The sequence below is a fragment of the Stenotrophomonas muris genome (genome assembly GCF_052751275.1).
In genome coordinates, this window is the sequence record NZ_CP199879.1 from 4,068,623 (window position 1) to 4,081,900 (window position 13,278).

The following is a 13,278-nucleotide window of genomic DNA, read 5'->3' on the forward strand; positions in this document are numbered from 1 at the left end:
GAACATGTTGGGTAAATTGACGTGGGAGGCCGTGCCGCTGCACGAGCCGATCGTCGTGGTCACGCTGGCGGCCATGGTGCTGGGTGGCCTCGCGCTGCTTGGCGCGGTGACGTACTTCAAGCTATGGGGCGTGCTCTGGCGCGACTGGTTCACCACCGTGGACCACAAGAAGATCGGCATCATGTACGTGGTAGTGGCGCTGGTCATGCTGGTGCGTGGCTTCGCCGACGCGCTGATGATGCGCGCGCAGTTGGCCGCGGCCGGGCCAGGCAGTGATGGCTTCCTGCCACCGGAGCACTACGACCAGATCTTCACCGCGCATGGCGTGATCATGATCTTCTTCGTGGCCACCCCGTTCGTGGTCGGCCTGATGAACATCATCGTGCCGCTGCAGATCGGCGCACGCGACATGGCGTTCCCGTTCCTCAACGCCTTCAGCTTCTGGATCTTCGTGGTTGGCGCTGCGCTGATGATGATCTCGCTGGGCGTTGGCGAATTCGCCATGACCGGCTGGGTCGCCTATCCGCCGCTGTCGGGCATCGAGTTCAGTCCGGGCGTAGGCGTGGACTACTACATCTGGGCGTTGCAGGCCTCGGGCATCGGCACATTGCTGACCGGCGTCAACCTGTTCATCACCATCCTGCGCATGCGTGCGCCGGGCATGACCCTGATGAAGATGCCGGTGTTCACCTGGACGGTGCTGGTCACCAGCGTGATCATCATCGCCGCCTTCCCGATCCTGACCGTGGCGCTGGGTGCGCTCACCCTGGACCGCTACCTGGACTTCAACTTCTACACCAACACGTTGGGTGGCAACCCGATGATGTACGTGAACCTGGTGTGGGCCTGGGGCCACCCGGAGGTGTACATCCTGGTGCTGCCGGCGTTCGGCATCTTCTCTGAAGTCACCGCCACGTTCGCGCGCAAGAAGCTGTTCGGCTACAAGTCGATGGTGGGCGCCACGCTGGCGATCGGCATCCTGTCGTTCATCGTCTGGCTGCACCACTTCTTCACCATGGGCTCGGGTGCCAGCGTCAATGCCTTCTTCGGCATCATGACGATGATCATCGCCATCCCCACCGGCGTGAAGATCTTTACCTGGCTGTTCACCATGTACGGCGGCCGCGTCGAGTTCAGCGTACCGATGCTGTGGACCATCGCCTTCCTGGTCACCTTCACCATCGGTGGCATGACCGGCGTGCTGCTGGCCATCCCGGGCGCGGACTTCCTGCTGCACAACAGCCTGTTCCTGGTCGCCCACTTCCATAACACCATCATCGGCGGCGCGCTGTTCGGCTACCTGGCCGGCTTCGCCTACTGGTTCCCGAAGGTGTTCGGCTTCACCCTCAACGAGCGCCTGGGCAAGTGGTCGTTCGCCTGCTGGGTGATCGGCTTCTACCTGGCCTTCATGCCGCTGTACATGCTGGGCTTCATGGGCATGACCCGCCGCATGAACCAGTACGACAACCCGGCGTGGACGCCGTACCTGATCGCCGCCTTCATCGGTGCACTGTTCGTGTTCGCGGGCATCATCCTGATGCTGGTGCAGATCTACGTGAGCGTGCGCGACCGCAAGCGCAACCTGGACCTGACCGGCGACCCGTGGAACGCACGCACGCTGGAATGGGCCACGCCGTCGCCGCCGCCGTTCTACAACTTCGCCGTGGTGCCCAAGGCCGATGAGCTGGATGCCTTCCACGAAGCGAAGAAGCGCGGCCTGCCGCCGCCGCCGAAGACGTACGCCCCGATCCACATGCCGAAGAACACCGGCGTGCCGCTGATCCTCAACATCTGGATCCTGGTGCTGTGCTTCGCCCTGGTCTGGCACATCTGGTGGATGGCCGCAGCCAGCTTCATCGCGATGATCGTGACCCTGATCGTGCGGTCCTACGACGAGGACGTGGATTACTACGTCAGTTCCGAAGAGGTGGCGCGCACCGAAGCGGCCAACCTTGCCAAGCTGAAGGAGGTACGCGCATGAACCTGTTGACCCGCCCGGAGCTGGCCAGCGACACGCAGGCGCACGAGGACCACCGCGAGCACGACCATGGCCACGAACAGGGCGGCATGAAGGTGTTCGGCATGTGGGTGTACCTCATGTCCGACCTGGTGCTGTTCGGTTCCCTGTTCGCCTCGTACGCGGTGCTCAGCACCGCCTACGCCGGCGGCCCCACCGGCAAGGAGCTGTTCTCGCTGCCGTTCGTGATGGCCGAGACCTTCCTGCTGCTGGTCTCCAGCATCACCTACGGCCAGGCCGTGCTGGCCATGCATCGCCACGATGCCTCGGCGGTGCTGCGCTGGCTGGGCGTGACTTTCGTGCTCGGTGCCTCGTTCATCGGCATGGAGATCTACGAGTTCTCGCACCTGATCCACGAAGGCGCGGGCCCGAGCACCAGTGCCTACCTGTCGGCGTTCTTCGCGCTGGTCGCCACCCACGGCCTGCACGTGGCCAGCGGCCTGATCTGGATGGCGGTGGTCATGCACCAGGTCTACCGCCGTGGCCTGACCCCGACCAACATCACCCGCGTGTCGTGCCTGAGCCTGTTCTGGCACTTCCTGGACCTGGTGTGGATCTGCGTCTTCACCTTCGTCTACCTGATCGGAGCCTTCTGACATGGCCCACGTCGAAACCTCGCGCGCCGGCAATGCGCACGGCTCCACCAAGTCCTACCTGATCGGCTTCGTGCTGTGCGCGCTGCTGACCGTGGTGCCGTTCGCACTGGTGATGAATCCGGTGCTGTCGCGGCCGCTCACGCTGTTCCTGCTGGTCGGCTTCGCAGTGGCGCAGATCCTGGTGCAGCTGGTCTATTTCCTGCACATGGACCGCAAGTCCGAAGGTGGCTGGAACCTGGCCAGCTTCGTGTTCACCCTGGTGATCCTGTTCATCGTCGTCGCGTTGTCGGTCTGGATCATCTGGAGCATGCACTACCACATGATGATCAACTGAGCTGGCGAACCGTGAAAGGCATTGCGTTCCCCCATCGTGGCCTGCGCCTGGCCGCAGGCCTGCTGCTCGGCCTGCTGGCCGGCTGCAGCGCGCAGTCGCGCATGGACTTCTATGCGAAGGACATCGCCTGCGAAGAACTTGGCCAGCAGTGGTCGATGCCCGACAGCCGCGGCACCGTGCGCGGCCCGAAGGACCTGCAGGGGCAGGTGACCTACCTGTTCTTCGGTTTCACCAGCTGCCCGGACGTGTGCCCGACCACGATGGTCGAGCTGAGCCAAGTCAAGCACCTGATGGGCAAGGATGCCGATCAGCTGCAGGTCGTGTTCGTCAGCGTCGACCCGGCCCGCGACACGCCCGAGGTCGCGCGCACCTATGTGGAAGCGTTCGATCCCAAGGCAATCGCGCTGGTTGGCAACGATGCGCAGCTGGCCGCGATGGCCAGCGATTTCAAGGCGTTCTACCAGAAAGAGCCCGGCCAGGTACCGGATACCTACACCATGAGCCACATTGCCGGTGGCTACGTGTTCGACCGCCAGGGCCGCCTGCGCCTGTTCGCGCCGTACGGCATGCCGGTGGAAAAGCTGTTCTCGGACGTGCAGCGCCTGCTGCTCGAGCCCGGCCATCCGGCCGCCGGCAACGACGCACTGGCCAGCTGCCACCTCAAGCACAGCGGCACACTGGCCGCGCGGTAACGCCGGTGGGTGCCAACCTTGGTTGGCACGTCCGAATCTGCTCCTGGTAGATGCCAACCTTGGTTGGCACAGCTGTAGAGCCGAGCCCATGCTCGGCGCCGCGCGCACCGCGCCTGCGGTACCCCATAGACAGCAGCCGAGCATCGGCTCGGCTCTACACGCGCGCGGCCCCGGTGGGTGCCGACCGTTGGTCGGCACACCCCCACACCAATCCCCGGCCGGCCAGGAGAGCCAGCCGGCCGGGGCACCGCTCAACGCCTTACTTGGTCTCTTCCCACTGCACCACGTCCGGCTCGGTGGCGCGGATACCGGCGGTGGACAGCAGCCTGGTGGTCGCATCCAGTGCCGCGTTCACCGACGGGTACTCCACGATGGCCTGGCCCGAAGCCTTCGACACCTTCACCACGGTGCCACCGGTGGCCGTAGCCGCGCGCTGGGCCGATGCTGCATCGGTGAAGAACACCTTGACCCGCGAGGTCGCCACCACCGGCGCTCCGTCACGGGAGACCGCCGCCGCGAACTTGCCGGCACCGGCATCAGCAGGCGCCGCCGCGGCGCCATCCAGCGAACGCTTGGTACGCGAGCTGGTGGTCGCCGCCGCCTGCGGGGTGATCGTGAACTGGCCGCCGCTGGCCTGCTTTACCGTTGCCGAGGGCGACAGCTGGAAACGCGTGCCGCCCACATCGAACGAGCGGCCGGTAGCGGACGCCTTCAGTTCCTGCGCATCCACGGTCGACAGGGTCCTGGCCGGAGGGGTCTGCCCCGAGCTCTGTGCCCAGGCAGGGAAGGTCATCGCCGCGAAGGCGAGCGTGCTCAACAGAATGGTGGTCTTCATCATCAGTGCCCCAGAACGCGGATCTTGAAGAATTCGAGGTTGCCACGCGATGCAGCGGTCGCGGCCTGCCCCATGTCGGTCACTTCCAGCGTCCAGGTGCCCGTGGCGTTCTCATCCAGGAAGGCATTGCTGGACAGCAGGTCCCAGCTGGTGAAGTTGCTCTGCGCGCCACCCGTGCCCGAACCGATCGCGGTGAACGCCGGTTGCACCACGCTGCGGGTACCGCTGGGTGACACCAGCACGAACTGCAGCTGGCGCGTGTTGCGGTGGTTGACCCGGAAGCCCAGCTGCACGCTTTCGATGTTGCGCGCGCCGTTGGCCAACTGGAAGGTCAGGCGTGCAGCGGCGGCCGAGGTGTTGCCGATGGCCACGGTACGCGTGGTGTTGCGCCAGCCGCTGTCGACCAGCGCACCGAGCGACTGGAAGTTCTCGGCCACCTGCACCGCGCGTGCAGCGTTGACCACGCCGAAGCCATACCAGTTGCTGTAGGCACGGCCGGCAGCATTCACCGTCCAGCCTGGCACCAGCGTGCGCCCGTCGGCCAGCGTCACCGCCGGCTGGTTCGGGTGGTTGCGGGTGGCGGTGGTGGCCAGGATGTACTTCACATCGCGATAGGACAGGTTCGGATTGGCTTCCAGCACCAGTGCCGCCACGCCCGAGACCATCGGCGCTGACGCCGAGGTGCCGTTCATCTTGGCGGTGTAGTTGCAGGTGCTGTCGATGGCCGACAGGTTGCTGTCCAGCGTGTTCTGGCGGTTGGTGTTCTTGTTGCTGCCCTGCGCGCACCCGGTCACGTCGGTGGTGACGATGGCCGGGTCGTAGGCGCGTGCCACCAGGCCGGGGGCGTACTGGGCCTGCAGGCCGTATTCGCCGCCGAAGGCCGACACCCACAGCGCCGAGCCGGTGGAGGAATACGACGAGCGCACGCCATCGGCACGCACCGCGCCTACCGTGATCACGTTGAAAAGGTTGTTGCGCGGATCACGGCCAGCCGGCACGCAGCCGGTGTTGCGGTTCTTGGTGTCGGTGGTGCAGACATCCTGGGTCTGGCTGATCGAGGCATTGTTGAAGTTGTTGCCCGCCGACTTCACGTAGATGCCGCCGCGGCCACCGCGCGTACCCGACAGTGCCTGCTCATACGAACGAATCGTGTTTTCGCTGTACGCCAGCGGCAGGTTCGGATTGCCCGGGCCGGCGCCCCAGCTGTTGTTGAAGACCTGCACGTCGGCCGATTCCGCGCCGTCCCACCAGGCGTACTCGATGTTGCTCTGCTGGTTGCCCAGGGCTGAGCGCGAAATCGGATTGAAGCCCTTCAGCGTCGCCGCCGGCGCCACACCACGTACGCCCAGGTTGTTGGCGCCCACCGCGCCAGCAATGCCGCCGACCATGGTGCCGTGGTTGTCGACATCCGGGTTGGTCGGGGTGGGGTTGTTCGAGCCGTTGATGAAGTTCTTGCCGGCCACCGCGGCCACGTTGGCGGCCAGGTCCGGGTGCGCGATCTGCAGGCCATCGTCGACGATGGCGATGGTGACGCCCTGGCCGCGGATGCCGTTGCGGAACAGGCCATCCACGTTCAGGTCGTTGCCGGCCACCGGCAGGGTGTCAGCCGGGACCGTCTGCCCGGTGTTGAGCAGGTGCCACTGGATACCCGCCAGCGGATCGGCCTGTTGGGCCTGGGCGGTGACGGCCAGGCTGCCCAGCACCAGGGCAGTGGCAAGGGCCAGGCGCGCAGAGCGCGGTGGCGCGGAGCGTTGCGTGTGTCGCTTCATACACGAATCCTTCTGTTGTGAATCGGCATGGCAGGACGGCGGGGCGGAACTGCCCCATCGCAACGAGCCAAACGCGACACAACGGAGAACCCCCTACCTCTTCACATCCGCAATGTACGAATATGCAAATTGCGTCACAAACACTTAGTACGTCAGGTTATGACAGGGCGCGCGAATGCCTTCACGCCATCTTCGCGCGCTTGCTTCGGGTGCGGGAAACTCGGGTAACCACATGCAGGTGAAGACACATGAAGAAGGAACGCCAGCGTGCACGTGCGCGCGCAGACCAGACCCCGCTCTCGGTTGCCGCCATCCGCAAGGTGGTGCTGTCGATGTACCACCGTCGCCATGATTACTGGACCGATGCGGATATCGCCGAGCTGCTGCCGGCGCTCGCCACATTCAATATCACCACGATCAAACAGTTGCGCTTGATGATGAAGCGGCACCGACGCGCGCTGCTGCAGGAGGAAAGAGTGAAGATGCGTAGGGCGCAGACACTGCACCTGCTGGCTGAGGATGGTCCCTGTGGCATCGATGTACACGCCAATACCAGCTACTACGCCATCGGCGGCCTGGTCCGCACCAGCATGGAACACGAATTCGGCTTCGAGACGATGCTGCCCTTCCACGCGGTGCGCGAGGACGAACCCGCGTAGTGCGGTGCCTGCCCGGTGGGTGTGGCAGCGCCGCCGGGGCGTCATCGCGCGCCCTCACATCGCGCTGTGCTACTACAGCCCGTGCACCCTTCCGCACGGAGCACGATGATGGTCAATCCGCTCGCCCAGGCCCATCGCGGCCTCGGCACCACGCTGTTCAGCCTGTTGAACCCGATACCCTTCGGCTTCTTCGTCGGTGCACTGATCTTCGACGCGATCTATCTCAACAGCGCCGAGGTGATGTGGGGCAAGGCCGCCGCTTGGCTGATCACGTTCGGCCTGCTGATCGCCATCGTGCCGCGCCTGATCAACCTGTTCGCGGTCTGGCGCCGCAACGGCACGGCCACCCGCATCGACCGCATCGACTTCTTCCTCAACCTGGTCGCGGTGGTGCTGGCCATCTGGAACGCCTTCGTGCACAGCCGCGATGCGTATGCCGTTGCTGTGCCGGGCACGATCCTGTCGGCGCTGACCGTGGCCCTGATCGCCCTGGGCCTGATCCTGTTGTCATTGCAGCCGCCGGTGCTGCAGGGAGGTCGTCATGGCTAAGCACATCCTGCCCACCGTGGCCGCGCTGGCACTGGCCGTCACCGTGTCGGCCTGCGCCGGCAAGGCCGAATACCATCCGGCCGACCAGTCGGGACCGCAGCCGCCACTGCCCAAGCCGGCCAACTTCCTGATGCCGCCGATGCAGGTGCCCAAGGGTGTGGGCTGGGCCGACGGCCAGGCCCCCACGGTGGCCGAAGGCCTGAAGATCGAGCGCATCGCCGCCAACCTGCAGCACCCGCGCCGGCTGCTGACCCTGCCCAACGGCGATGTACTGGTGGTGGAAGGCAATGGCCCCGGCGAAGAGCCGGTCACCACACCCAAGCAGTGGATCGCCGGCAAGGTGAAGGCGCGCTCGGGCAAGGCCGGCAAGGGCGGCAATCGCGTCACGCTGCTGCGCCGCTCGCCGGGCACCAACACCTGGACCCAGCACGTCTACATCGAGGGCCTGCATTCGCCATTCGGCATCCAGCTGATCGGTGACACGCTGTATGTGGCCAACACCGGCAACATCATGCAGTACCACTACGTGCCCGGCGAAACCCGCATGTCCGACAAGGGCCGCGAGTTCACCGACCTGCCCAGCACCATCAACCACCACTGGACCAAGGAACTGCTGGCCAGCCGCGATGGCAGCAAGCTGTACGTGGGCGTCGGCTCCAACAGCAACATTACTGAAAATGGCCTGGCCGTCGAATACCGCCGCGCGGTCGTGCTGGAGGTGGACGTAGCCACCCGTGGCAGCCGCATCTTCGCGTCGGGCATCCGCAACCCGACCGGGCTGGACTGGGAGCCGAGCACTGGCCAGCTGTGGGCCGTGGCCAACGAGCGTGATGAGATCGGTGCCGACCTGGTGCCGGATTACCTCACCTCGGTGAAGGAAGATGGCTTCTACGGCTGGCCCTACAGCTACTACGGCCAGCACGTGGACGAGCGCGTGCAGCCGCAGCGGCCGGACCTGGTGGCCAAGGCGATCGTGCCGGACTACGCCATCGGCTCGCACGTGGCACCGCTGGGCCTGCTGTTCTACACCGGCCAGGCACTGCCGGCGCAGTACCACGGCGGCGCCTTCATCGGCGAGCACGGCAGCTGGGACCGCTCGCCACTGAGTGGCTACGAAGTGGTCTACGTACCGTTCAAGGACGGCAAGCCGACCGGGCGGCCGCAGACCGTGGTCAGCGGCTTCACCTCGAAGGACGAGAAGACCCTGATGGGTGCGCCGGTGGGCATGGCGATGGACGCCGAGGGTGCGCTGCTGGTGGCCGACGACGTGGGCGACGTGGTGTGGCGGGTGTCGGCGAAATAGCTGTGTAGCGTCGAGCCACGCTCGACTGCTGTGGATCCGGCCTTTGTAGAGCCGAGCCCATGCTCGGCTTACGCGCGCAGCGCGCGGGTTTCCGTGCACCGAGCGAACAGCAGCCGAGCATGGGCTCGGCTCTACAGTTCGGCGGTACTGCTGCGGAACCCGCTGAACACCGATTCGGCGGCAAATCCCACGCCGCCCAGCAGCACGCCGAAGTACACCACCGTGGCCACCACGAAGCCGTAGCCGGCTGCCACCGCCGCACCATCGCGCTGGATGAAGCCAATCGCAAACGACATCAGCGCCAGCGCCGGCAGCGTGTTGCTGAAGGGAATCGGCCCGGCCGGCGCCATCAGCAGCAGGGTCGCGAACACCAGCATCAGGTTGTTCAGGCGCATCATCTTCTTCGAGCGCACCATCACCGCCAGCCGCATCGGCCGCGACAGCCGCTCCATGCGGTGCACCCATTTCAGCGCACGGCCCAGGTTGGCCTTCAGCTTTTCGGTGGCGATCCCGCGGCGCGCCAGCTTCTGCGGCACCCACAGCGGGCGGTTGCGCACCCGGCTCAGGCCGATCAGCAGGATCGAGGCGCCAAACACCGTGCTCAGCCCGGGAATCGACACCGGAATGATGAAGATGGCCGAGAGCAGGATCACGACCAGCAGCAGGCCCTCATCGCCCAGCGCGCTGAGCAGGGTGCCGACGCTCACCTGGTCGCCGGGCAGCTCGTCGATCATCTGCTCGATCTGCTGGGCCAGGGGGGCGCTGTCGTTGGTTTCGGGGGCACGGTAGGTCATGCGTCGCAAGGTTCTCCAGGGAAGGGCGGTCAGCGGGCCGTCCTGCGGTGGGGGACGCACAGGCTCCTGCAGTATCCCGGCCAACGTGGGCAAAGAGGTGAACCGGGCATGAGGGGGTAAACTGGCGTGCCCCGCACGAGTTGAACGCAATGGACATGGGCCGCAGGCAATCGACCATCGAACTGGTCGCCATCGACATGGATGGCACGCTGCTGGACCCGTCGCACCAGCTCACCCCCCGCGCCAGGAAGGCCATCGCGCAGGCGCGGGCGCTGGGCGTGCACATCGTGCTGACCAGTGGCCGCCCGGTTCCGGGCCTGGCGCCGTACCTGCACGAGCTCGGCATCACCGGCAACGACGACTACTGCATCGCCTGCAATGGCGGCCTGGTGCAGCGCATCGGCACGCGCGAAACCGTGGTCGAGTACCCGCTCAGCTTCGACGACTTCCTGTTCTGCGAGCAGGTCGCCCGCGACCTGGGCGTGCACTTCCAGGCGCTGGACAGCCAGCGCATGTACACGCCCAACCAGGACATCAGCTACTACACCGTGGCCGACTCGCATCTTTCGCGGATGCCGCTGTCGTATCGCCGCGTGGAAGACATGGACCCGTCGATGTCCTTCATCAAGCTGATGATGATCGACGAACCCGAGGTGCTGGACGCTGCCATCGCGCGCCTGCCCAGCGCGCTGACCGAGCGCTTCGCGGTATTGAAGAGCGCGCCGTTCTTCCTGGAAGTGTTCGACCACCGCGCCGGCAAGGGGCCGAGCCTGCAGAAGTTGGCCGAGCACCTGGGCATCGACCGCGCCAACGTGATGGCCATCGGCGACCAGGAGAACGACCTCACCATGCTGCAGTACGCCGGTACCAGCGTGGCCATGGGCAATGCCATCGATGCGGTGAAGGCGGTGGCGCGGTTTGAGACCAGCAGCAATGCCGATGAAGGCGTGGCGCGCGCGATCGAGCGTTTCGTCCTGCAGTAACCGCGCGTCTCTATGCTCTGGTAGCTGCCAACCTTGGTTGGCACACACAATCGGCAAGCGCCGACCAAGGTCGGCCTCTACCAGGCCCCATTCGCCCCGGTAGGTGCCAACCTTGGTTGGCACACGCAGGCGGCCAGCGCCGACCTGGGTCTATACCCACGTATAGCCCACCCATCCCCACCGCCATCGGCGCTGTACCACCGCGCAATGGCGTATGCGGCAGCGCGATGCAAGAATTTCGCACGTCGAAATCACGCCATCGAATCCTGCGGCAGATGATCGTCTTCCTCTGCTGACCGGCGCGCACCGCGCCGTCGCTCTCTCAACGCAATCGCACCGCCAGCCAGGGCGCCGACACCGGCGCTGCAACGCGCTGGGCGTGCGCCTGCGCGGCTCTCTCCCTGCACCCTGGATCTACTGCCATGAACACCCCACCCACGACGCGCCTCGCCCTGGCCATCATCGCGGCCATCACCGCACCTGCGTACGCTGCAGAAACGCAGGACGCCGCGCTCGACACGCCCACCACGCTCAACGCCCTGCAGGTCATCGCCACGCCGCGCGGCGCGGCCGTGGCACCGACCCAGGTGGTCGGTCCCAACCGCTACATCATCAAGGCCGAGGACCTCGACGCGATGGTCACCGGCAACAATGGCCTGGCCATGCTGAAGCAGGTGCCGGGCGCGAGCTATACCGCCACCGATGGGCTGGGCCTGGATATCTCCGCCACCAGCCTGTTCGTGCGCGGCTTCCGCATGAACGAAATGGGCATCACCTTCGAAGGCGTGCCGCTGAATGACAACGGCTTCCTCTCGCTTACCGGCACCAGCGTGGTGAACGTGGGCGTGCCCGATGGCATCGGCGCGATCACGGTCAGCCCCGGTGGCGCACCGGTCAGCGTGTTCTCCAGCAGCGTCAACGGCGGCAGCTTGGAATACCGCCTGCGCGACCTGCAGGACACGCCCAGCCTGCGCGTGAAGCAGGGCGTGGGCAGCAACAGCACGCTGGTCACCACCGTATCCGGGCAGAGCGGCCAGCTCGGCGAGCATGGCCCGAAAGTGCTGGTCGACCTGCAGCGCGTGTCCGCCGACAAGTACCAGGGCGAGGGCACGCAGAACTTCCTGCGCGGCGACCTGAAGCTGCAGCAGGACGTCGCCTGGGGCGATGTCACCGTGTTCCTGTCCGACAGCAAGGCCAAGGTCTGGGGTTACAACAACATTTCCTTCGACATGATCCGCAAGCTGGGCTGGAAGGCCGACATCTTCTACCCGGACTACGCCTGGGCGTATTACGTGGCCTCGCCGGAGAACGCAGACAAATCCTGCGGCGCCTATACCTGTGGTGAACTGTCCGGGCTTATTCCCTACGACACCGGCCAGAGCACGCGTGACCGCGTGTCCTCGATCAACCACCGCTTCCAGATCAGTCCGGCGCTGAGCGGCAACGTGCAGCTGTACAACGCCAACAGCCACACCCAGGCCACGCTGACCGACCCGAACGTGCCGTCGCCCAACGGCGCGCCGTTCTCCGAACAGGTGCAGACCCCGCGCCTCAACCGGCTGGGCGGCATGCTCAACCTGCAGTTCGAGACCGGCGCGCACACCGTCACCGCCGGCTTCTGGCAGGAGAAGAGCAAGGCCGCCGCCAAGACCGAGTGGTACCAGCAGCCGCTGCTGGGCGAGGGTCCGCCGCTGAAGGCCACCGGCCCGTTCGATGTGTACGGCCCCGCGTTCAAGACCGACAACGCATCGAGCTGGGTGACCCGCTCGCGCCAGTTCTACCTGCAGGACGACATCGTGCTGAACGACACGCTGAAGCTGGGTGTCGGCTTCAAGGCCGTGGACTTCCGCACCCGCGGTGGCGGCCTCGGTGATGCCAAGGACCGGCCGGTGAACGGCACGCTGCGCGCGAAGAGCAACTTCCTGCCGCATTTCTCGCTGTTCTGGAGCCCGACCGAATCCACCGATGCCTTCATCGACCTGGCCAATACCATGAACGGCTACCGCGTGGCCCAGCGCGGCAACATCGGCTACACCGCCTCGGCGTGGACCATCACCGGCCAGGAGGAGTTCGATCGCGTGGCCGGCACGCTGCGCCCGGAGAAGAACTGGAACCTCACCGTGGGCGCATCGCATCGCTTCGACCGGCTGACGATCACCGGCGACGTGTTCTACAACGACATCCGCAACCGACTGCTGTCGGCCGCCATCGGCACCCAGTTCGCACAGATCAACACCGTGCGGCTGATGCCGAAGATGCACGTGATCGGCGCCGACCTCGGCATCACCGCCGACCTGACTGACCACCTGCAGTTCTATCAGGGCGTGGCCGTGGCCCGTTCGTACTACGACAGCGATTTCGTGGTGGGCGACACGGTGTACCCGATCAAGGGCAACGCGCAGCCGGGCTACCCCCAGATCTCGCTGGTCAGCGACCTGTCCGCCCACTTCGGTGACTGGCGCTTCGGTGCCACCAGCACCTCTTACCTGCGCCAACCTTTCACCTACGAGAACGACATCCGCGTGCCGACGTTCTGGCAGGTCAACACCTATGCCGCCTACCGCTTCGGTGCCGACAGCGCCGTGCCCGGCTTGGAGCTGCGGCTGGACGTGAGCAACCTGTTCAACCGCCACAACATCGGCACCGCCACCATTGCCGGCTCGTCGTTCTCGGGGGATTACCAGACCCTGCAGCGCAGCGCGCCACGGCAGCTGATGTTCAGTACCTCGATGGCGTTCTGAGGCGAT

The 13,278-nt window shown here is 65.7% G+C and carries 12 protein-coding genes; 9 read left to right on the plus strand and 3 right to left on the minus strand.

Going from position 1 to position 13,278, the window contains the following annotated elements:
- Nucleotides 1-4: 4 nt before the first annotated feature.
- The 4 genes from cyoB to ACUVWL_RS18825 are packed head-to-tail and all read left to right on the plus strand — an operon-like array spanning nt 5 to nt 3,639.
- Complete coding sequence (cyoB, locus tag ACUVWL_RS18810) at nt 5-1,981, plus strand: cytochrome o ubiquinol oxidase subunit I (protein WP_032958781.1); 1,977 nt, start codon at nt 5-7, stop codon at nt 1,979-1,981.
- Complete coding sequence (gene cyoC / locus ACUVWL_RS18815) at nt 1,978-2,613, plus strand: cytochrome o ubiquinol oxidase subunit III (RefSeq protein WP_080355823.1); 636 nt, start codon at nt 1,978-1,980, stop codon at nt 2,611-2,613. The genes cyoB and cyoC overlap by 4 nt, the downstream gene beginning before the upstream one ends.
- A 1-nt stretch (nt 2,614) precedes the next feature.
- The gene (gene cyoD, locus ACUVWL_RS18820; protein WP_006399830.1) at nt 2,615-2,947 is read left to right on the plus strand and encodes a cytochrome o ubiquinol oxidase subunit IV; all 333 of its coding nucleotides are present in this window, start codon (nt 2,615-2,617) and stop codon (nt 2,945-2,947) included.
- Between the two features lie 11 nt (nt 2,948-2,958).
- A complete protein-coding gene (locus tag ACUVWL_RS18825) occupies nt 2,959-3,639 on the plus strand; it encodes an SCO family protein (protein WP_049441993.1) in 681 nt (226 codons plus the stop codon).
- Nucleotides 3,640-3,898: 259 nt separating this feature from the next.
- Here ACUVWL_RS18825 and ACUVWL_RS18830 read toward each other — a convergent pair whose 3' ends face one another.
- Nucleotides 3,899-4,477 (minus strand): hypothetical protein, encoded by a 579-nt coding sequence (locus ACUVWL_RS18830; RefSeq protein ID WP_014648726.1) that lies wholly within the window; start codon nt 4,475-4,477, stop codon nt 3,899-3,901.
- Nucleotides 4,477-6,243 carry a S8 family serine peptidase gene (locus ACUVWL_RS18835; protein ID WP_014648725.1) on the minus strand — a complete coding sequence of 589 codons (1,767 nt, stop codon included), beginning with the start codon at nt 6,241-6,243 and terminating at the stop codon, nt 4,477-4,479. The genes ACUVWL_RS18830 and ACUVWL_RS18835 overlap by 1 nt, the downstream gene beginning before the upstream one ends.
- Nucleotides 6,244-6,491: 248 nt before the next feature.
- Here ACUVWL_RS18835 and ACUVWL_RS18840 point away from each other — a divergent pair, with 248 nt between their 5' ends.
- The 3 genes from ACUVWL_RS18840 (at nt 6,492) to ACUVWL_RS18850 (ending at nt 8,754) form a co-directional block, all read left to right on the plus strand.
- Entirely contained in the window at nt 6,492-6,902 is a 411-nt protein-coding gene (locus ACUVWL_RS18840; RefSeq protein WP_197605319.1) for a hypothetical protein, read from the plus strand.
- Between the two features lie 108 nt (nt 6,903-7,010).
- Nucleotides 7,011-7,451 (plus strand): DUF2231 domain-containing protein, encoded by a 441-nt coding sequence (locus ACUVWL_RS18845; protein WP_041863928.1) that lies wholly within the window; start codon nt 7,011-7,013, stop codon nt 7,449-7,451.
- Nucleotides 7,444-8,754, plus strand: coding sequence for a PQQ-dependent sugar dehydrogenase (locus ACUVWL_RS18850; RefSeq protein WP_445978662.1), 1,311 nt, complete (start codon nt 7,444-7,446; stop codon nt 8,752-8,754). Before ACUVWL_RS18845 ends, ACUVWL_RS18850 begins: the two co-directional genes overlap by 8 nt.
- Before the next feature lie 131 nt (nt 8,755-8,885).
- On the opposite strand, the gene ACUVWL_RS18855 is transcribed toward ACUVWL_RS18850, so the two are convergent.
- Entirely contained in the window at nt 8,886-9,548 is a 663-nt protein-coding gene (locus ACUVWL_RS18855) for an exopolysaccharide biosynthesis protein (protein ID WP_241887302.1), read from the minus strand.
- A 149-nt stretch (nt 9,549-9,697) separates the two neighbouring features.
- Between ACUVWL_RS18855 and yidA the strand changes: the two genes are divergently transcribed.
- Complete coding sequence (gene yidA / locus ACUVWL_RS18860; protein WP_142235086.1) at nt 9,698-10,531, plus strand: sugar-phosphatase; 834 nt, start codon at nt 9,698-9,700, stop codon at nt 10,529-10,531.
- 422 nt (nt 10,532-10,953) lie between these two features.
- Entirely contained in the window at nt 10,954-13,272 is a 2,319-nt protein-coding gene (locus ACUVWL_RS18865; RefSeq protein WP_445978663.1) for a TonB-dependent receptor, read from the plus strand.
- The last annotated feature ends 6 nt before the right edge of the window (nt 13,273-13,278 follow it).

Excerpts from the sequence above, each read along its gene's own strand:
- ACUVWL_RS18845 (WP_041863928.1), top strand. The coding sequence starts at position 7,011 with ATGGTCAATCCGCTCGCCCAGGCCCATCGCGGCCTCGGCACCACGCTG.
- cyoB (WP_032958781.1), top strand. The coding sequence starts at position 5 with ATGTTGGGTAAATTGACGTGGGAGGCCGTGCCGCTGCACGAGCCGATC.
- cyoC (WP_080355823.1), top strand. The coding sequence starts at position 1,978 with ATGAACCTGTTGACCCGCCCGGAGCTGGCCAGCGACACGCAGGCGCAC.
- ACUVWL_RS18865 (WP_445978663.1), top strand. The coding sequence starts at position 10,954 with ATGAACACCCCACCCACGACGCGCCTCGCCCTGGCCATCATCGCGGCC.
- yidA (WP_142235086.1), top strand. The coding sequence starts at position 9,698 with ATGGACATGGGCCGCAGGCAATCGACCATCGAACTGGTCGCCATCGAC.
- cyoD (WP_006399830.1), top strand. The coding sequence starts at position 2,615 with ATGGCCCACGTCGAAACCTCGCGCGCCGGCAATGCGCACGGCTCCACC.
- ACUVWL_RS18830 (WP_014648726.1), bottom strand. The coding sequence starts at position 4,477 with ATGATGAAGACCACCATTCTGTTGAGCACGCTCGCCTTCGCGGCGATG.
- ACUVWL_RS18840 (WP_197605319.1), top strand. The coding sequence starts at position 6,492 with ATGAAGAAGGAACGCCAGCGTGCACGTGCGCGCGCAGACCAGACCCCG.
- ACUVWL_RS18855 (WP_241887302.1), bottom strand. The coding sequence starts at position 9,548 with ATGACCTACCGTGCCCCCGAAACCAACGACAGCGCCCCCCTGGCCCAG.
- ACUVWL_RS18850 (WP_445978662.1), top strand. The coding sequence starts at position 7,444 with ATGGCTAAGCACATCCTGCCCACCGTGGCCGCGCTGGCACTGGCCGTC.
- ACUVWL_RS18835 (WP_014648725.1), bottom strand. The coding sequence starts at position 6,243 with ATGAAGCGACACACGCAACGCTCCGCGCCACCGCGCTCTGCGCGCCTG.